The organism is Microbacterium sp. SA156 (assembly GCF_049065455.1).
GTDB lineage: Bacteria > Actinomycetota > Actinomycetes > Actinomycetales > Microbacteriaceae > Microbacterium > Microbacterium barkeri.
The window spans coordinates 72,168-90,262 of record NZ_JBAKGU010000005.1 but is presented as its reverse complement, the minus strand read 5'-3'; the positions used below and the strand labels follow the sequence as shown (position 1 = coordinate 90,262).

The following is an 18,095-nucleotide window of genomic DNA, read 5'->3' as shown; positions in this document are numbered from 1 at the left end:
CGCGGGCACTGTGCCAGAATCCGAGGATGGCGAACCAGTCCACCCTCCGATTCGGGGCCCAGACCGACGAGGTCACGAGCCTGCTGCGGATCGTCAATCTCGTCCGGACCGGCGAGGCCACCACGCGGCCCGAGATCGGCCGGCTGACCGGACTCGGGCGCGGCGTCGTGTCGCAGCGCGTCGACCGCGCGATCGAAGCGGGCTTCCTCGAGGACGCCGAGCTGGGCCCGTCCTCCGGAGGGCGCGCGCCCCGCGTGCTGCGCTTCCGATCCGAGCAGGCGCGCATCCTCGTGTGCGCCCTCGGCGCCCTGCACATCCGCGTCGGCGTGACCGATCTCGACGGGCGCGTGATCGCCGACGATCACGCGCCGTGGGACATCACACGCGGGCCGGACGCGACGCTCGACGCCGCGATCGAGATGGCCGAGACCGTGCTCGCGCAGACGGGGGACGCCCCGATCTGGGCCGTCGTCGTCGGCGTCCCCGGGCCCGTCGACTTCAGCTCGGGGCGCCCGGTCGCTCCGCCGATCATGCCCGGCTGGAGCGGATTCGACGTCCGAGCGCGCTTCGAGGAGCGGTTCTCCGCGCCCGTGTGGGTCGACAACGACGTGAACCTCCTCGCGCTCAGCGAGCGCGACCGCCGCCGTGCGCAGAACGTCGACCTCATCTTCTGCAAGATCGGATCCGGCATCGGCGCCGGGCTCCTCTCGCAGGGGCACCTCCACCGCGGCGCGAACGGCGCGGCCGGCGACATCGGGCACGTGCGCGTGCTCGGCTCGGAGGAGCTGTGCCGGTGCGGCAAGATCGGCTGCCTCGAGGCCGTCGCGAGCGGATGGGCGCTCATCCGCGACGCGCAACGCGCGGTGGCGGAGGGCGACGACGGAGCCCTCGCCTACTTCGTCAAGAACGACGAGGAGCTCACCCCGGAGCACATCGCGATCGCAGCCACCCACGGCGATGCGCTCGCGATCTCGCTCATCCAGAAGTCCGCACGCGTCGCCGGGGAGTCGATCGCGACGCTCGTCAACATGTTCAACCCGGCGGTGATCGTCATCGGCGGTGCGATCGCGTCTGCGGGCGAGGTCTTCCTCGCGGAGGTGCGCCAGCGCGTGTACGAGCTCTCGCTGCCCCTCGCGACCCGCGACCTGCAGATCGTGAACTCCGCGAACGACCCGACCGAGCCCATCCGCGGCGGCGCGCAGCTCGCGATCGAGCAGCTGTTCGACGCGACCTTCCCGCGCTGGTTCGCGGACGGCCGGCCCACCATCCAGGGGGTGCTCGCCGCGGCCTGAGACCGCTTCTTACGAAAAACGACGGAAGTGTGTATCTTCTGGGTCTAAGTCACACGAAGGAGTGTCATGACCCCGAAGCCCATCCGCACGCTCATCGTCACCGGGATGACCGACGTCCACCACGACTGGCGGAAGACCACTCGGGCCCTCGTCGCGCTGCTGGAGTCGACCGGGCGCTTCGATGTCCGGGTCTCCGAGGAGTTCCGGGGCGCGACCGCCGAGACGCTGCGCCCATACGATCTCGTCGTCCTCAACTACTACGGGCGGCGCGACCCCTGGCGCGACGTGCCCGAGGAGCGCTTCGGCGAGGAGACCGAGCGCGCGCTGTTCGACTTCGTCGCCTCGGGCAAGGGCCTCATCGCCTACCACCCGACCCTCGCGGGAGGCGTCGGCTGGGATCCCGAGTACGAGCGCCTCCTCGGCGGCGTGATGCGCGAGGACACCTCGCGGCGGGCGCCGAACAACGACTTCCTCCTCCGCACGGCCGAGGCGCACCCCATCACGGATGGATGGCCCGCCGAGTTCCCGCACTACGGCGACGACCTCTACGTCGGCCTGCGCTGGCCCGAGGGTGTGCGGAAGACGATCCTGCTCACCGGCTGGGACAACCCGCTGCGCTACACCCAGGTGCCCGCCCAGTGGCGCGCGCTGCCGGGCATGGGCGAGGAGCACCCCGTCGCCTGGACGGTCGAGTACGGCGCAGGCCGCTCGGCCTCGATCGGCATCGGCCACGACGTCGCGGCGATCGGGCACCCCGCGTTCCGCGCGCTCTTCCCGCGAGCCGCCGAGTGGGCGGCGACGGGGGAGGTGACCATCCCCACGCCCGAGGATCTGGGCGAGCCCGTCGAGGGCGGCGACTGGTGGCCGACGACGCTCGAGCCGATGGTGCGCCGCATGTTCGACGAGTGGGTCGCGGCGGGCGAGCCCGCGACGCAGAAGGGCGGCGCATGACGCTCCCCGTGCTCCGCGACGACGCGCTCGTCTCGGATCGGGAGGGGTTCGCCCTGCGCCTGTCGCTGCCGTGGATCCGCTCGCTCCCTCTGTCATCGCTTCAGGACCTCGCGGTCTCGGTCGACGGAGAGCCGGTCGGCGCGCGGGTGCGCGAGGGCCACCCGGAGTGGTGGTTCCTGCAGGACCGCGTCGAGGTGGTGGCTCCGGGGCCGCTTGCCGACGGCCGTCACGACGTCGAGGTCGCGTTCTCGCTCCTCATCCCCTATCTCCCGGGCACCCCCGGCCATCCGCTCGTGCTGCCGTTCCGCGCGCGGCGGGTGCTCGAACTCGATGCGGCGCCGCCCGCTCCCTCCCCCGCCGCGGCGCCGCGCGCGCCGGAGCGGACGGCCGCGGCAGCGGGCCGATGGACGCTCGCCGCGAGTGCCTTCAACTGGACGCCCGAGGTCATCCGCGCCGAGCGCTCGGCGCCCGACATCGCCGTCGCGATCGCCGCCGAGGGCACGGCCGATGTCCTCGAGGTCGAGCTCGGGCAGTCCCTCCGATCGTTCCCCGCGCCATCCGCTGACGAGGCGGCAGGGCTCGGCACGCGCATCGCCGACGTGGGCGGACGCGTCAGCATCGCCGGAGCGAGCATCGACGACTGGACCGGCGACGGCAGGCGCCGATCGGACGACGAGCGGCTCGCCTTCCTGCTGCCGCAGCTGCACGCGGCGCACGCCCTCGGCGCCGAGGGCGTGCGGCTGCCGATCGGGCAGGCCAGTGAGGCCCTGCTGCGCCGGCTCCTGCCGACCCTGCAGGCGCTCGACCTCACGCTCTACGAGGAGATGCAGGGGCACCAGACGCCCGAGCGCGAGGCCGCCGCGGTCGACGTGGTCGCCGCGATCGACGACCCGCACGTGCGCCTCCTCGTCGACATCAGCATGCTCATGCCCGCGCTCCCGAGGACCTACCTCGAGCGGATGTCGGCGCTGCCGCCCGCCCTGCACGCGCGGCTCCGCGAGGAGTGGCGCGACCCGGGCACCTCGGCGGCGGTGACGGCGGCCCTGCGCGCGGGCGACGTGCCGCCCGAGCTGCGGACGCTCTTCATGAACCTCATCGTGCGGTTCGGCCGATCCGAGGCCGCCGTGCTCCGCCCCATCCTGCCGCTCGTCGGCGCCTTCCACCTCAAGTTCTGGGACCTCGAGGACGACGACGGCCGGGTCAGCGCGCCCATCCGCGACCTCGGGGCGCTGCTGCGCGGCTCGGACTTCCGCGGCACGCTCTGCAGCGAATGGGGCGGGCACGAGTGGCTCGACGACGACCCGACCGAGACGACCCGCGCCCACCTCGCGCTCGCGCGCGAGGCGCTGGGCGCACCATCCCCCGAGTGAAGGAGCTCACCATGGCCGAACCGACCATCCACGACCTCGCGGAGCAGGTCGCCGACCTGCGCGCGCAGCTCGCCGAGGCGCAGCGAACCGCGCAGGCCGCGCACGACCGCGGCGCGATCGAGAACCTCTTCAACAGGTACATGTACCTGCACAACGCGTTCCAGGACGAGCAGATCATCCCGCTGTGGGTGAAGCGCGGCACCGAGGGCATTCGCGCGCGCTACACGAACGCCGGGCAGTACACCGACTACGACAGCGTCACCCGCTACCACCAGGGCCGCCCCGCGCCGGTCGGCAAGCTCATCCTCCATGCCACGACGACGCCCGTCATCGAAGTGGCCGCGGACGGGAAGACGGCGAAGGGCGTGTGGCTCATGGCCGGAACGGAGTCCGGTCTGACCGACGTCGAGGTGGCGAAGGAGAGCCCGGAGTACATGTACTCGCCCGGCCTCGTGGCGGGCAAGCGGGTCTGGGCTCACTGGGTGTGGTGCAAGTACGCGATCGACTTCCTCCGCCAGGACGGCGAATGGCGCATCTGGAAGTTCCGGTGCTACGAGCTGGCCCGGGCTCCGTTCGAGGAGAACTGGGTGAGCTTCGGCGAGAAGAACCAGCACGCCTTCGAGCTCGACCTCATGTACTTCGGCGATGACGGCAAGCCCGTCTTCATGCCTCCCGCCGACGAGCCCGTCCCCGAGAGGAACCACCCGTACAGCCCGTCGACGCGCCAGAAGCTCAGCCGGTGCCGCCCGTCCCGCACGCGACCTTCGAGGACACCTTCGCCTGATCCTCCCTCCGCGCAGAGAGCCGCCCCGGAGCCCATGATGGGCTCCGGGGCGGCTCTCTGCGGGCGCTACTTCGTCGAGAACGCCGCGTCGAACGACGCAGCGGGCGGCGTGATGGCGTTGAGCTTGCGCACGAACGCGAGCGCCTCGGGAGCGCCCTGCAGACGGTCCATGCCCGCGTCCTCCCACTCGACGCTCGTCGGGCCGTCGTAGCCGATCGCGTTGAGCGCGCGGAACAGCGGCTCCCAGGGCACGGCGCCGTGGCCCGTCGACACGAACGTCCAGCCGCGTCGCGGGTTCGCCCACGGCAGGTGCGACCCGAGCACGCCGTTGCGTCCGTCGAGGTTCGTCACCGACTCCTTCACGTGGACGTGGAAGATGTGGTCGGCGAAGTCGAGCACGAACGCCACCGGGTCGAGCTGCTGCCACATGAAGTGCGACGGGTCGAAGTTGATCCCGAAGCCCGGACGGTGCCCGATCGCCTCGAGCGTCGCCTTGGCCGTCCAGTAGTCGTAGGCGATCTCCGACGGATGCACCTCGAGCGCGAAGCGGACGCCGACCTCCTCGAACACGTCGATGATGGGGTTCCACCGGTCGGCGAAGTCCTGGTAGCCGGCCGCGATCATCTCGTCGCTCGCCGGCGGGAACATCGCGACGTACTTCCAGATCGACGACCCCGTGAAGCCCGTGACGGTCTTCACGCCGAGCTTCGCCGCGAGGCGCGCGGTGTTCTTCATCTCCTCGGCCGCCCGCTGGCGCACGCCCTCAGGATCTCCGTCGCCCCAGACGACGTCCGGGAGGATGTCGCGGTGGCGCTGGTCGATCGGGTCGTCGCAGACCGCCTGCCCCTTGAGGTGATTCGAGATCGTCCACACCTTCAGCCCGTGGCGCTCGAGCGTGTCGAGCTTGCCCTGGACGTAGGCGTCGTCATCCCAGCGCCACGGATCCAGGTGGTCGCCCCAGCACGCGATCTCGAGGCCGTCGTAGCCCCACTCCCCCGCGAGGCGGCACACCTCCTCGAACGGCAGGTCGGCCCACTGGCCCGTGAACAGCGTGATCGGTCGCGCCATCGCGAACTCCTCCCGATTGTCGTTGATTACAACTTACTCGCGGACCGACGGTCAGGCCAGCACGAGCTCGCGCTCGACCGGCACGCGGTTGGTCACATACCGGCCGGGCCCGCCGTCGACCCCCGGCGCGATCTGCATGTAGAGCAGGCGCATGGTCAGCACGACCTCGACCGTGATGCGCTCCCCCACGGCAGGCACGCCGCCGTCGAGGACACCCTCGAACGGGATGACGATGTCAGGTCGGTCGGCGACGAACCAGAGGGTGTCCCACTGGTCGGGCAGCTCCGCCACGGTGTACGAGCGCCCCTGCAGCTCGAAGCGCAGCGTCTCCTTGGGGATCACGACGCCGTTGACGGTGACGTCGACGTCGTCGACGGCAGACAGCCAGAGGCTGCGGTACCACGGCAGCTGGATCGAGACGGCGATGCCGTCGTCGCGGCGCGTGACGTCCTTCTCCGAGAACAGGGAGTTGTGAGTGGCCATGTCGTCTCCTCCTAGACCGTCGCCGCCGCGACGGATTCCTCGATCGCGCGGCGCATGAGCGCGTGCTGCTTCCGGACGAGGTCGATCGGGTCGGCCTCGCCGAGGTCGGAGAACGCGTGGCCCTCCCACTCGCTGGACAGGAAGCCCTCGTAGCCGCCCTCGACGAACTGGCGCACGATGCGGGGGATGTCCATGGCCGGCTCCTCGCCGTCCGCCCCGATGTCGTAGAACTTCGCATGCACGTGGAAGATCTGCGGCATGATGTCGAGCCACTCCTCGGGCGGCACGAGTCCGTGCATGTTGAAGGCGAGGCGCGTGAAGGGCCCGAACCGGAGGAAGTCGAAGCCCTCCGCGGTGAGAAAGTCCTCGAACTCCTGATTGCGCACGTGCATGGGCAGCGGCTTCCGCCAGATCTCGTCCATGACCGGGAAGTACTTCTCGGGCATGCCCATCGTCCGCAGCGTGCGCAGGAGCGTCGGCGACAGGCTGTGCATGGTCGATGAGAAGTCGGCCGTGAACCCGAGGCGCTCGGATCCGAGCTCCTCGTACATCGCGCGGATCTCGAGGATCTTCGGATCGTTGGGGCCCTGCGGTGCGTGGATCTCGTAGCCCAGGCGCTGGTCGTACTTCTCCGCGAGCGGCAGGAGGCGACGCAGCAGCTCCTTGCCGGCCGAGCGGATGACGATCCTCCGGAATCCGAGCGTGTTCGCCGTGGCGAGCTGCCGCGAGAAGAAGTCGAACTCCTCGTCGGGGGTCATGTCGCGATCCTTGCGGCGGCCCATGTCGAGGTTCGTCCCGACCGCGCTCGGCTCGAGCTCGTGCTTCTCGAGCGTGTCGAACCAGAGCCTCGTGAACTCGGCGTCGACATCCGGGTAGGTGCGCAGGAGCTGCGCGATGTTGAACTCCACACCCGGCCCGATGCCGTTCTCGGCGACGGCGGCGATCAGCGTCTCGGGCGTGTACAGCCCCGCCGCGAACTCGCTCGTCATCGAGTACAGGGTGGTTCCGAGGCGGATGCCGGTGCCGGCGATGCCCTCGCTCGTCATGCGCTCACTCCCTCCGTTCGAGGCAGCCACGCTGCCAGCTGGGTCCGCGCCTGCGCGGCCTCCGTCACCATGCGGCTGCCCGCGGCCTCCGCCGCGGAGCGCTGCACGGCCTGCTCGCCCGCGATGATCTCGAAGGGCGACTGCCAGTGGTTCCAGTGCCAGCCCTCGTACTCGCTCGAGATCGCGCCGTTGTAGCCGTTCTCGACGAGGAGCGTCACGAGATCGCGGACGGGAACCGACGGCTCCTCGCCGTTCTCGTCGATGCCGAAGAACTTGCCGTGCACGTGCTTGATCCACGGCATGATCTCGAGCCAGTCGTCGACGCGGGCAGGGCCGAACAGGCCCGTGCCGTTGATGCCGAAGTCGATGCCGAACTCGGGCTGCCCGTGCTGGGCCGCGAGGCCGATGAAGCGCCCGAAGCGCTGTCCGTGCTCGGCCTGGTCGGCCGGCGGCCCCTGCTCGTAGAACGCGCTCCACAGGTCCACGACCTCGCCGAGCAGCTCCTCCGATGCGCCGCGACGGCGGTACGCCTCGATGAGCGACGGCGCGAAGCCGGTCACGGTGGCGCCCCAGTCCATCGTGAACCCGAGGAACGGCGAGCCGACCTTCTCGTAGCGGTCGCGCAGGGCGAGGATGCGCGGATGGGAGGCGTACTGGTCCGCGTGCACCTCGAGCGCGAGCGTCACGCCGTGCTCCTCGGCGATGGGAGCGAGCGCCTCCATCGAGTCGGGCGTGATCGAGATCTGCACGCGCGCGATCGGGAAGCCGAGCTTGGCGGCGGCGAGGATCTGCCTCCGCATGTACGCGATGAGCTCGTCCTGGTCGAGCAGGCGGTCGCGGTGGATGCCGATGTCGGCGTTGATCGCGAGCGAGGTCGTGACGAGGCCGGTCTCGGCGACGAGATCCCGGAAGCGGCCCGCGAACGCGTCGTCGACCTCCGGGAAGCCGCGGAAGCTCGAGAAGCCGATGATCTCGAGACCGGGGCCGTAGCCTTCGGCTGCGACCTTGCGGATGAGCCCTTCGAGGTCGTACTCGCGGCCGTGGAACGCGCGCGTGAAGCTGTAGAGGGTGACGCCCTGGATGGGCGCGCCGAGGTTCGTCATGCGGCTGCCGCCTTCATGGTCTTGGCGTCGCGCTCCTCGATGTGGAGGGTCTCGTCGTCGCCGATGATGATGTACGGGATGTAGAGGGTGAGGCCCACCTCGACGCGGTGCTCCGCGTCGTCCGCGGGCACCGGGAGGTCGCCGGAGAGCACGGCGGAGTCGACGGGGAACCACCAGCTCTCGGTGTCGTCGACCATGTCGGCGAAGGTGCGCTCCTCGCCGTTGAGACGCCAGCGCAGCGAGTCGGCCGGCGCCTCGACGCCGTCGACCGTGAGCGTGGCGCCGGCGATGCACGACGCGGGCAATGCGCGGTACCAGGGGATGCGCACGTCGACCGCGACGCGCGCGCCGTCGGTCCTGAACGTGCCGGGCTCGATGATGCGATCGGGGATCACGGATGTCCTCCAAGACGTCTTTGTCTGACTTCCGTCAGACTAATGCTTCTTTTCTACCTAAGTCAAGGCCTGGTGGGGCCCGGAGCCCCTCGAGGCGGTCTCAGCCTGCGGCCACGGCTCCCGAGACCTGCTCGGATGCCGTCTGCGGGCTGAGCCGCTCCGCGATGCGGCGAGCGCCGCGCACCGCGAGCGCGACCGCGGTCAGCGTCGGATTGCACGCCGTGGCCGTCGGGATGACGCCGTTGCCGGCGACGAAGAGCCCCGGCACGCCCCAGACCTCGCTGTGCGGGTCGCACACGGAGGCGCCGTCGTCCGCCGCGCTCATCCGCACCGTGCCCTGGTAGTGCAGAGACGACCCGAGGGGCATGACGAAGGGGCGGTCGTCGAGCGGCTCCCCGACCGCATTCCCGAGTCGGACGATCTCGCGCCTCGCGCGCTCGATGACCGCGCGGTCGCGATCGGTGAGGGTGTAGTGGATGCGCATGGCCGGCATCCCGTACGCGTCGACCCGGGAGTCGTCGAAGGCGACCCGGTCGAAGGCCTGCAGGTCCTTCGCGCAGAAGAGCCCGAGCCCGACGATCGAGCCCGGCACCACAGGGTCGTCATCGGCGAGCGGGATGGGCGACGCGTCGAGCTGCATGATCTGACCGTGGAAGGGCAGGTCGTCGGTGAACGGCACCCAGCTCACGCCGCTCGTCTCGCTGAGAGCGCCGTCGCCGTCCTCCCGGGTCGCGGGCGCCTCGACGTCGCGCAGACGCGACGCGAAGACGATCTGCGCCTGGTCGTTGAGGTAGCGGCCGAGGGCCTCGGGGCGGATGCCGGACGCCCAGAGCACCTGGGGCGTCCGCAGCGCGTCGGCCGCGACGACGACGAACCGGGCGGCGATCCGATGCGTCTGCCCGTCGCGGAGATCGCGGACCTCGACACCCGACGCGCGGCCGTCGGCGACGAGCACGCGCGTGACGAGCGACTCGTCGTGGAGCGAGAACCCGCGGTTCGCGCGCGTGACGTCGCCGAAGACGACGTCGGATCCCGACCACACGAGGCGCCCGTCGTCGCGACGGTGCACGGCCAGCGGCATCCGCTGCACGCGGCGGTCCGCTGGCCGCTCCGCGTCGACCTCGGCGGCCAGGCGCTCGCGGACGAGCCCGGAGAACGGTGCGGCGTCGAAGGCGTCGGAGGTGACGCCCAGGAGGCGCTCGCCCTCCGACAGCAGCTCGTCGAGGGCGCCGTCCTCGTCCAGGAAGTCGATGCGCTCGCTGTCGCCGGGGCGCGGGCACGCGGCGGTCCAGTGGGCCCCCATGCCCCCGACGTTGCTCGAGAACGCGGCCACCGGGAGGCCGTCCTCGCCGTCCTGGGCGTAGCCGTCATCGAGCAGGTAGGTGCCGGCGCGGGCGCGCCGCTGCCCCGCCTTGACCGCGCCCGGGTTCGTCACGGTGGCGGTCTCCGCCGCGGGGCCCTGCGAGCGCACCTGCGCGCGGGCGCGCTCGGCGTCGTCGACGATGTTCTTGACGTGCGCGCCGGGCGGGTCCGACACGGTCGGCCCCACCTCGAGCATGGCGATCCGCGCCCCCGGCGCGCGCTCGGAGAGGATCCGCGCGTAGGCGGCGCCCGTGGGCCCCGAGCCGACGATGACGACGTCGACCTCGTTCGGGTAGCGGCTCATGCGCGGGCCGCCGCTTCAACGATGCGCCGCACCGATGCGGACGACTCGACCGTCGGGTAGTACTCGAGCCCGATCGGGCCGTCGTACCCCGACGTGCGCAGGATGCCGAGGCGCTCGTCCCAGTCGAGCTCGCCCGTTCCCGGCTCGCCGCGCCCCGGGGCGTCGGCGAGCTGGACGTACTTCACGAGGTCGCCCGCGCCCGCGAGCTCCGCCGCCATGTCCTCGCCCTCGACGGCCGAGTGGTAGATGTCGTAGAGGACGCCGAACGCGGGCGAGTCGACGCCGCGCGCGACGTAGGCGGCCTCGGAGGTGCGGTCGAGCAGCGAGCCGGGGTGGTCGACGCGCACGTTCACCGGCTCGAGCACGAGCGTGACGCCCGACCCGTCGATCTGCGCGATCGCCGTCCGGTAGATCTCGATGAGCTTGTCGAGCTGGACCTGCCGCTTCCAGCCGCCGAAGCCCGTCCCGCTGCCCACGACGATGCGCGGGCATCCGAGCGCGCGCGCGATCTCGACGCCCTCGTCGAGCTTGCGGAAGAACTCCGAGTGGTCCCACGGCGGGATCATGAACTGCGTGCGCGGCTCGGCGAGCTGCGCGGTCAGCTGCGTTCCCGTCTCCTCGAGCGCGGCGCGGAGCGCCGGGATGTCCTTGGGCTTTGCGGGCGCGTCGACCCCGGTCGGCCCCCACATCTCGACGGCGTCGAACCCGGCCGCCGCCGCCGCGCGCACGCGCTCCGGGTAGTCGCCGGCCTCGGTGAAGAGCAGTTCGATATTCGGTGCGAGCTGGTACATCGGTCCTCCTGGATCAGAACATCGGATGGTCGTGGACGGCATGCACGGAGGCGCCGCCCCCGTGCTCGACGATCCGGCCGTCCTCGAATCGGCGGGTGCTCATCGGGCCCCCTCGATCACGACGGGTCCGAGCAGGCCGGTCGGCTCCTGCGCGGCCCATGCCGAGAAGAAGTCGGGCTGCTCCTTCGCGAGCGTGTTCACGACCTCGACGACGAGCTCGTCGTCGCCCGTGAGGACGCCCGCCGGCACGTCGTAGCGGTAGGGCGGCGCGACCCGCACTCCGAGATCGGCCCCGTTCACGAACACCTGCGCGACCTCGTGGACTTCGCCGAGGTCGATCACGGCGGGCGCGGATGGCGTATGCCCGAGGACGCGGGTCGTGTAGCGGATGGTCCCGCTGAAGCGGGGCAGGAGCCCCGGCCGGTCGAGCGGGACGAGGTCGTCGATGCTCCGCCACGCCTCGAAGGCGGGGTAGGCGAGAGCCGAGGCCGTCTCGATGCGCCAGGGCCCCGGGACGGGCGATGGCGTGGCGCGCTCGCGCAGCGGCGCGACGGGCATCCCGGCCCACGCGGCGGGATCGCCCACGATGAGGAGCGCGGTCTCCCCCGGGGCGAGCGTCACGTCGATCGCGACCTCGTCCGCTCCACCCTCGTGAGCGACCGCGCGGAGCGTCCCCGTCCACGGGTCGACGGAGACCGCCTCGCCGCCGCGCGGAACCGCGACGCGCACCGGGAGCGTGGCGCGGACGCCCTCGTTCATGAGCATGACGACATCGGCGGCGCCCTGGTCGACACGGTGCACGCGGAGCTCGGGGGCAGGCGCGGCGACGCGCACGGCGCGCGCGGTGCGCTCGGCGACGGCGGCCGCGAGCCCCGCCCGCGCGACGGGCGCGAAGGCGCTCTGCAGAAGGCGCGTGTCACCGTCCGCGACCGCCGGCACCTCGTCGACGAAGAGCACCGGGAGGCCGTCCTGCGCGAGTCGCTGCAGTGTCCGCGCCGTCGAATCGGGCAGCAGCGCGCTGCCCGGGACGACGAGCACGTCGTAGGCCTCCTCATGGACCCGCAGCGCGCCATCCGCGACGACCGCATCGTGGAGCGCGTCGGCGGGCACGATGTCGGCGTCGATCTGCGCCTCCGCGAGCAGGCGGACGGGGCGCTCCGCCGGCATCGCCCGCCCGAGCCAGTCGGCCTCGGCGGGATACAGCACCGCGGCGGGCGCGATGTGCCGCCCACCCGACAGAAGGTGGCTCACCCGGTTCGTGTACGCGCTCAGCACCGCCTGGTGGCGGTACTGGGGATTCCGTCCGCGCGCGAAGAAGTGCGGCGGGCAGTCGAGGTCGGGGTACTCGGCCGGGGAGTACGCGTGCGGCACGATGTGCGTCACGCCGCGGACGAGGAGGTGCGACGTCACCCACGCCTGATGCCGCAGGCCGAACGACCAGCCGTACGCGCCGAATGCCTCGCACATCGAGCGACCGCGCTTGAGCGGGTCGATGTGCGCGGCCGACGACGCGAGCTTCGCGAGACCGAACTGGAAGAACTCGCCGTCGCCCGCGCCGGCCATGTTCGCAAGCGGCCCTCGGCCGAACCCCGGCACGACCTGCGCGCCGATGACGTCCACGCCCGCCATGTCCTGCCCGGCCATCGCGCGGAAGTAGTGGCCGGCGCCGGGGCCGAGTCGCATGTGCGCGCCGTTGTCCTCGACGACGTGGCCGATGTGCTCGACGCCGTGCGCACGGCACCACTCCCCGACGGGCCGCGCGAAGCTGCGCTCGTAGAGGCGCGTGAGGGCGTCCATGTACGCCAGGCGCGTCCGTGTCGCCCCATCGCCGTCCCACCACAGCAGGGGCGCGGCGAGCGGATCGAGGCCCAGGTCGGGGTGCCACGGCAGGACGACGCCCGGCTTGCCGACCGTCGAGGTGAAGTCGAACGTCTCGCGGTCGTTGTAGAACCCGGGCTCGTCGGTGAAGAAGCCCGCGATGACGCCCCCGAAGTCGTCGGCGTACCGCGCGTGGATGGCCTCGTGCACGGTGTCGAGGAGCAGGCGCGTCGCATCGGCGTCGATGTAGGAGAGGTGGTCGCGATGCCGCTCGCTCGCCCCGTCGGACACGACCGACACGAAGAACACGCGCCAGTGCCCTTCCGGCACGTCCCAGAAGACGCGGCCGTCGGCGATGCGCTCGGTGAGGTCGATCGGCTCTCCGATGAGCGCCTCGCCGCCCTCCTCGCGCCGGTAGGCGACGACGCGGACGAGCTGGCCTGGATCCCACCCCGCCTCGGGGCCGAAGAACTTCCGCCGGTCGACGATGAACGACGCTCCGCGGGCGGGCCCGACCGCGTCGGTGTGCCGCTCGGCGAGGAACCGGCGGCGCCGCTCGGCGGGCGCGCCTTCGAGGGCGCCCGCCGCATGGCCGGTCGGGAACGTGTCGTCGTCGAAGAACCAGACCCTGAGCCCACGCTCGCGCGCCACCTCGAGCACGGCGTCGACGTCGCGCCACCATCCGTCGCCCAGGAACTCCGGATGCGGCCGCGCCTCGAGGATGACCGCGCCGATCCCCGCGTCGGCGATGCGGTGCGCCTCCTCGACGATCGTCTCGACCGGGCCGCCCTTCTGCCAGAACAGCGGCATGATCGCGTTCGGGACGACGCCGTCGACGACGTCGCGGAGCTGCGGGAGCGTCATGAGGCCTCCTCGAGCACGATCCGCGTCCGCACGGCGGACATGCCGTCCTCCACGGCGAGCTCGAAGCCCCCTGGCTCGATGACGAACCGCTCGTCGTCGGTCCAGAAGCCCAGGTCGGACGCCTCGAGCCGGAAGGCGACGCGCGCCGCGCCTCCGGAGGGGACGGCGACGCGCTCGAAGCCGCGCAGACGGCGGACCGGCTGAGCGACGCTCGCGCACTCGTCGCTCGCGAAGAGCAGGACGACGTCATCGCCGTCGTGCACGCCGGTGTTCCGGACGCGCACCGACACGAGCCATCCGCCGTCGTCGCGGACGACCTCCAGATCGTCGAGGGCGAAGGTCGTATAGGAGAGCCCGTGGCCGAACGCGAACCGCGGGCCGAGCGGCAGATCGAGGAACTTCGACGTGTAGTGGTCGTCGGTGTTGTTGGGGCCGAGGATGGTCTCGTCATCGACCGCCGCGGGGTCGAGGAGTTCGCCGCCGGTCCGCGCGGGTCGTCCCGTGCGCTCGTGGTCGTGATGGATCGGGATCTGCCCGACGGCCCGCGGGAACGTCATCGGCAGCCGGCCGCCCGGGTTCACGCGTCCGGAGAGGGCGCCCGCGATGGCCGGTGCCGCCTGCGTGCCGAGGTGCCAGGTGCACAGCACCGCGTCGACGCGCTCGATCCAGTCCTCGACGACCAGGGGCCGCCCCGTGTGCAGCACCACGACGACACGGGCACCCGCGTCGGCGAGGGCGTGGATGAGCCGCGTCTGCGCGGCCGGGAGCGCGACGTCCGCCCGCGACGCGGCTTCGCCCGAGAGCCGGCTCGGCTCACCCGCCGCCACGATGACGAGGTCGGCATCGGCTGCGCGCGAGACCGCCTCGGCGATGTCCTCGTCGGAGCCGGAGAGGAAGCCAGAGCCGGCCGCCTCCACCCAGTCGACCTCCGGGAGCTCCGCGGCGAGCGCGTCCGCGAGGGTCGATGTCGCCGGCGCGGCGAAGTGCTGCACCCATGCGCCCAGGTGATCGAGGCTCCGGGCGTACGGCCCCGTGACGAGGACGCGTCCCCGCGGCGCGAGGGGCAGCGCGCCCTCGTTCCGCAGGAGCACGATGCAGCGCTCGGCGGCCGACCGCGCGGCGGCGAGCGACTCCTCGGTCGGCGCGAGGATCTCCGCCTCCTCTCGGACGAACGGATCGTCGAGGAGCCCGAGCCGCTCCTTGAGCGACAGGATGCGGCGCACGGCGTCGTCGACGCGGTCCGCGTCGACCTCGCCGGGCGCGAGCAGGGCGGCGCCCTGCGCGTCGACGAGCTCCGCTCCCCCCATGACGATGTCGACGCCGGCCTCGATCGCCTGGCGGATCGCATCCTTCTCGGTCTCGGCGACGCCGTGGGCGACGAGCTGCGCAACCCCCTCGGCGTCGCCCACGACGAGGCCCTCGAATCCCCACTCGCCCTTGAGCACCCCGGTGAGCAGCGGCGCATTGGCGTGCATCGGGCGCCCGTTGAGGGAGGTGAACGCCGCCATGACCGTATCCGCGCCGGCGTGCGCTCCCGCGCGGAAGGGCTCGAGGTACACGTCGCGCAGGCGTCGCCGGGAGACGTCGGCGGTGTTGTAGTCGCGTCCGGCCTCCGCGGCCCCGTAGGCCGCGAAGTGCTTGAGGCAGGCCGCGACGCCCTCCGCGCGGTAGGCGCGCGCCTTGACGGCGCCGAGCGTCGAGGTGAGGAGCGCGTCCTCGCCGAAGCCCTCGACCACGCGCCCCCACCGGGAGTCTCGGGTCACATCGACCATCGGGGAGTAGGTCCAGTTCACGCCACCCGAGCGCGCCTCGCGGGCCGAGACGCGGGCGTCCGCGGCGGCGACGGCGCGGTCGAACGACGCGGCCTGCGCGAGCGGAGTGGGGAAGATCGTGCGCTGACCGTGCACGACGTCGAGCGCGATGAGCAGCGGGACGCCGACGGACTCGACGGCCGCGCGCTGAAGCTGATTGGTCTCGCGTGCCGATGCGGGCCAGAAGAGCGCGCCGATGCCGCGCCGTGCGAGCGCGGTCGCCTCGCCGAGATCCCGACGCCACACGATCTGCATCTGGGCGAGCTTCTGCTCCCAGCTGAGGCGAGCGAGCAGTGCCTCGACGCGGGCGCTCATGACGCCTCCCGCACGCGGTAGCGGAACCCGCGGAAGGTCGCGGCGCCGTCTCCGGCCGCGAAGAGGGCGGGTCGGAGGCTCTTCAGGTCCTGGAGGGTCGCCGAGTGGGCTCCCTCGACGTCGTAGCGCACGCCGTGACGGCTCCACTCCTCACCCGGACGGCGGAACCATCCGGTCACGATGTGCTGATCGTCGACGAGGCGCAGCTGGATGATCGAACCCGGCTCAACCTGCTCGCGGCGGTGCGTCCGGATGCCCCCGGCATAGCTCGCGAGCGTCCGCCCGTCCCAGCTCATTCCGTAGAACATCCGCGGGTTGAACCAGAGGAGGAGCCCCGCCTCCGTGCCGTCCGGCACCTCGATCTCGACCTCGATCTCGAACGCCCTGTCCATCGCCCACGTCGTGAGCGGCGACGCATCGGCGGGCGACGCGCCCTTGCCCCGCAGCACGAGCCCTCCATCGAAGCGCACCCGGTCGAGCTCGTCGCGACCCGGGTCGTCGAACACCCACCGCTCGCCCCACGCGGGCTCCGCGAAGTCGTCCGACGGCGCGGGAACCGCGTGGGGCCTTCCGGGCGCGGGCTTCGGAAGCGGGGCGCCGAGGTCCTCCGCGGGCGCCACCGGCCATCCGTCCTCGGTCCACTCGATCGGCTCGAGGAGGGCCTGGCGTCCGAGTGTGCGGAAGCGACGCGCGTACCCGTGCGAGACCATCCACCAGCGGCCGTCTCGGCCCTCGAGGATCGTCGCGTGCCCGCGCGACCACCACGCCTCGTCGTCCGACCGTGTGCGAGCGATCGGATTGCCGGGGGCGTTCTCCCACGGGCCGAGCACCGACCGCGAGCGCGCCACGATCACCATGTGTCCGGTCGCCGGCCCGCCCGTGCCGCCCACGGCGCTGACGAGGTAGATCCATTCGCCGCGGCGGAAGAACTTCGGCCCCTCCAGCGCGTAGGACTCCGTGATCCACTCATCCGGGTACTGCCACCCGTCATACGCCTGCTCGAGCGGCGTCACCGCCGTGAGGCCGTCGGCGGAGAGGCGGCAGCGGCGGATGCCGTTGACGAAGAGGTACCGCTCTCCGTCTTCGCCGACGACGTGACCCGGATCGATGGCACCCGAGATGCCGGTGAAGACGGGCGCGCTCCACGGGCCCTCCGGGTGATCGGCGTGCACGACCCAGACCTGCGCGTCGTCGATCCGCGCGTCGCCCCATGCGCTCGGGATGAACGGGAAGTAGATGAAGTACCGGCCGCCGTGCTCGACGAGGTCGGGCGCGAACACGGTGCTCAGCGGATGCTCGAGCGCCGTGCCCGCGAACGACCAGGAGACGAGATCCTGCGAGCGCCAGAGCGCGAGCCCCGGTGAGGCGTCGAAGGACGAGCAGGTCAGGTAGTACGCGTCACCCACGCGCAGGACAGAGGGATCCGGACGGTCGCCGGGCAGGATCGGGTTGCGGAACGTCCCATCGCCGAGGTCGGCGGGCGTCCGCTGCAGGGAGGCGCTCATCCCTTGAGACCGCCTGCGAAGCCCTGGATGAACTTCTTCTGCGCGACGAGGTAGAACGCGAGGATCGGGATCATCGAGACGAGCACGATCGCGAAGATCTTGTTCCACTGCGACACGAGCGATCCGATGAAGTAGTACATCGCGACCGGCAGGGTCTGCGCGTCGGATCCGCCGAGGAAGATGAGCGCGGTCATGAAGTCGTTCCACACGATGAGACCCGTGAGGATGGCGACCGTGCCGGTCGCGGGGGCCATGAGCGGGAGCACGATCCGGAAGAAGATCTGCGTCCGGGTGGCGCCGTCGATCGCGGCGGCCTCCTCGTACTCCGTGCCGAGGCCGCGGAAGAACCCCGCGTAGAGGAAGATCGCGAGCGGCAGCATCATCCCCGTGTAGAGGATGATCATCCCCCACAGCGAGCCGGTGAGCCCGATCGCGCGCGCCCCGATGTACAGGGGCACGGTGCCGAGCTGCGCGGGCAGGATGATCGCGATGAGGAAGAGGTAGTAGGCGCCCTTCGTCCACCGCTGCGTCGAGCGCATGATGACGTACCCCGTCAGCGAGCCGAGCAGCACGAGGCCGAGGATCGCCCCGAGGGTGAGGACGACCGAGTTCACGAGCCCGGCGAGGATGTTGCCCTGCCCCTGCGCGGCGAACAGGTCGACGAAGTTGGCGAGCTGCGGCGCCTCGGGGAGCGCGAGCGGCGAGGAGCGGAAGACCTCCTCGTCGGTCTTCAGCGCGGTGGAGACGAGGAAGAAGAACGGCAGCAGGAACACGAGCGCGAGCACCCAGATGAGCACCTCGCGGACCGCGGTGAGCTTCGTGTAGCGGAACAT

At 71.6% G+C, this 18,095-nt stretch carries 14 protein-coding genes and 1 pseudogene; 4 read left to right on the top strand and 11 right to left on the bottom strand.

All coding sequences use genetic code 11. The features are described 5' to 3' along the window. Positions 1-26: 26 nt before the first annotated feature. The 4 genes and pseudogenes from ACOWU6_RS06420 to ACOWU6_RS06405 form a co-directional block, all read left to right on the top strand. A complete protein-coding gene (locus ACOWU6_RS06420; protein ID WP_271172990.1) occupies positions 27-1,292 on the top strand; it encodes an ROK family protein in 1,266 nt (421 codons plus the stop codon). Positions 1,293-1,358: 66 nt separating this feature from the next. Then, positions 1,359-2,243: a ThuA domain-containing protein gene (locus ACOWU6_RS06415; RefSeq protein WP_421075132.1), complete on the top strand. Its 885-nt coding sequence runs from the start codon at positions 1,359-1,361 to the stop codon at positions 2,241-2,243. Next, on the top strand, positions 2,240-3,613 hold the full coding sequence (locus tag ACOWU6_RS06410; RefSeq protein ID WP_421075131.1) for a restriction endonuclease subunit R: 1,374 nt from the start codon (positions 2,240-2,242) through the stop codon (positions 3,611-3,613). The genes ACOWU6_RS06415 and ACOWU6_RS06410 overlap by 4 nt, the downstream gene beginning before the upstream one ends. Further along, positions 3,514-4,101, top strand: a pseudogene (locus tag ACOWU6_RS06405) (nuclear transport factor 2 family protein); the annotation flags it as partial. The gene ACOWU6_RS06410 and the pseudogene ACOWU6_RS06405, both read left to right, overlap by 100 nt. 362 nt (positions 4,102-4,463) lie before the next feature. Here ACOWU6_RS06405 and ACOWU6_RS06400 read toward each other — a convergent pair. The 11 genes from ACOWU6_RS06400 to ACOWU6_RS06350 all read right to left on the bottom strand — a co-directional run bounded on the left by ACOWU6_RS06400 (position 4,464) and on the right by ACOWU6_RS06350 (position 18,095). Further along, positions 4,464-5,465: a sugar phosphate isomerase/epimerase family protein gene (locus ACOWU6_RS06400; protein WP_271172994.1), complete on the bottom strand. Its 1,002-nt coding sequence runs from the start codon at positions 5,463-5,465 to the stop codon at positions 4,464-4,466. 51 nt (positions 5,466-5,516) lie between these two features. Continuing rightward, the gene (locus ACOWU6_RS06395) at positions 5,517-5,948 is read right to left on the bottom strand and encodes a C-glycoside deglycosidase beta subunit domain-containing protein (RefSeq protein ID WP_421075130.1); all 432 of its coding nucleotides are present in this window, start codon (positions 5,946-5,948) and stop codon (positions 5,517-5,519) included. 11 nt (positions 5,949-5,959) lie between these two features. After that, a complete protein-coding gene (locus tag ACOWU6_RS06390) occupies positions 5,960-6,994 on the bottom strand; it encodes a sugar phosphate isomerase/epimerase family protein (RefSeq protein ID WP_324013669.1) in 1,035 nt (344 codons plus the stop codon). After that, on the bottom strand, positions 6,991-8,097 hold the full coding sequence (locus ACOWU6_RS06385; RefSeq protein WP_421075129.1) for a sugar phosphate isomerase/epimerase family protein: 1,107 nt from the start codon (positions 8,095-8,097) through the stop codon (positions 6,991-6,993). Before ACOWU6_RS06385 ends, ACOWU6_RS06390 begins: the two co-directional genes overlap by 4 nt. After that, entirely contained in the window at positions 8,094-8,492 is a 399-nt protein-coding gene (locus ACOWU6_RS06380; protein WP_421075128.1) for a C-glycoside deglycosidase beta subunit domain-containing protein, read from the bottom strand. The genes ACOWU6_RS06385 and ACOWU6_RS06380 overlap by 4 nt, the downstream gene beginning before the upstream one ends. Positions 8,493-8,592: 100 nt before the next feature. Beyond that, a complete protein-coding gene (locus ACOWU6_RS06375) occupies positions 8,593-10,158 on the bottom strand; it encodes a GMC oxidoreductase (RefSeq protein WP_421075127.1) in 1,566 nt (521 codons plus the stop codon). Continuing rightward, the gene (locus ACOWU6_RS06370; RefSeq protein WP_421075126.1) at positions 10,155-10,949 is read right to left on the bottom strand and encodes a TIM barrel protein; all 795 of its coding nucleotides are present in this window, start codon (positions 10,947-10,949) and stop codon (positions 10,155-10,157) included. The genes ACOWU6_RS06375 and ACOWU6_RS06370 overlap by 4 nt, the downstream gene beginning before the upstream one ends. A 99-nt stretch (positions 10,950-11,048) precedes the next feature. After that, positions 11,049-13,631 carry a hypothetical protein gene (locus ACOWU6_RS06365; RefSeq protein WP_421075125.1) on the bottom strand — a complete coding sequence of 861 codons (2,583 nt, stop codon included), beginning with the start codon at positions 13,629-13,631 and terminating at the stop codon, positions 11,049-11,051. Continuing rightward, the gene (locus ACOWU6_RS06360) at positions 13,628-15,757 is read right to left on the bottom strand and encodes a glycoside hydrolase family 3 N-terminal domain-containing protein (protein WP_421075124.1); all 2,130 of its coding nucleotides are present in this window, start codon (positions 15,755-15,757) and stop codon (positions 13,628-13,630) included. The genes ACOWU6_RS06365 and ACOWU6_RS06360 overlap by 4 nt, the downstream gene beginning before the upstream one ends. Continuing rightward, positions 15,754-17,262, bottom strand: coding sequence for a family 43 glycosylhydrolase (locus tag ACOWU6_RS06355; protein ID WP_421075123.1), 1,509 nt, complete (start codon positions 17,260-17,262; stop codon positions 15,754-15,756). Before ACOWU6_RS06355 ends, ACOWU6_RS06360 begins: the two co-directional genes overlap by 4 nt. Next, positions 17,259-18,095, bottom strand: coding sequence for a carbohydrate ABC transporter permease (locus ACOWU6_RS06350; protein ID WP_271173004.1), 837 nt, complete (start codon positions 18,093-18,095; stop codon positions 17,259-17,261). Before ACOWU6_RS06350 ends, ACOWU6_RS06355 begins: the two co-directional genes overlap by 4 nt.

What these genes read in the sequence shown, in the direction of transcription:
- ACOWU6_RS06400 (WP_271172994.1), bottom strand. Translation starts at nt 5,465, where the DNA reads ATGGCGCGACCGATCACGCTGTTCACGGGCCAGTGGGCCGACCTGCCG.
- ACOWU6_RS06350 (WP_271173004.1), bottom strand. Translation starts at nt 18,095, where the DNA reads ATGTTCCGCTACACGAAGCTCACCGCGGTCCGCGAGGTGCTCATCTGG.
- ACOWU6_RS06415 (WP_421075132.1), top strand. Translation starts at nt 1,359, where the DNA reads ATGACCCCGAAGCCCATCCGCACGCTCATCGTCACCGGGATGACCGAC.
- ACOWU6_RS06375 (WP_421075127.1), bottom strand. Translation starts at nt 10,158, where the DNA reads ATGAGCCGCTACCCGAACGAGGTCGACGTCGTCATCGTCGGCTCGGGG.
- ACOWU6_RS06385 (WP_421075129.1), bottom strand. Translation starts at nt 8,097, where the DNA reads ATGACGAACCTCGGCGCGCCCATCCAGGGCGTCACCCTCTACAGCTTC.
- ACOWU6_RS06395 (WP_421075130.1), bottom strand. Translation starts at nt 5,948, where the DNA reads ATGGCCACTCACAACTCCCTGTTCTCGGAGAAGGACGTCACGCGCCGC.
- ACOWU6_RS06410 (WP_421075131.1), top strand. Translation starts at nt 2,240, where the DNA reads ATGACGCTCCCCGTGCTCCGCGACGACGCGCTCGTCTCGGATCGGGAG.
- ACOWU6_RS06355 (WP_421075123.1), bottom strand. Translation starts at nt 17,262, where the DNA reads ATGAGCGCCTCCCTGCAGCGGACGCCCGCCGACCTCGGCGATGGGACG.
- ACOWU6_RS06360 (WP_421075124.1), bottom strand. Translation starts at nt 15,757, where the DNA reads ATGAGCGCCCGCGTCGAGGCACTGCTCGCTCGCCTCAGCTGGGAGCAG.
- ACOWU6_RS06365 (WP_421075125.1), bottom strand. Translation starts at nt 13,631, where the DNA reads ATGACGCTCCCGCAGCTCCGCGACGTCGTCGACGGCGTCGTCCCGAAC.
- ACOWU6_RS06420 (WP_271172990.1), top strand. Translation starts at nt 27, where the DNA reads ATGGCGAACCAGTCCACCCTCCGATTCGGGGCCCAGACCGACGAGGTC.
- ACOWU6_RS06390 (WP_324013669.1), bottom strand. Translation starts at nt 6,994, where the DNA reads ATGACGAGCGAGGGCATCGCCGGCACCGGCATCCGCCTCGGAACCACC.
- ACOWU6_RS06370 (WP_421075126.1), bottom strand. Translation starts at nt 10,949, where the DNA reads ATGTACCAGCTCGCACCGAATATCGAACTGCTCTTCACCGAGGCCGGC.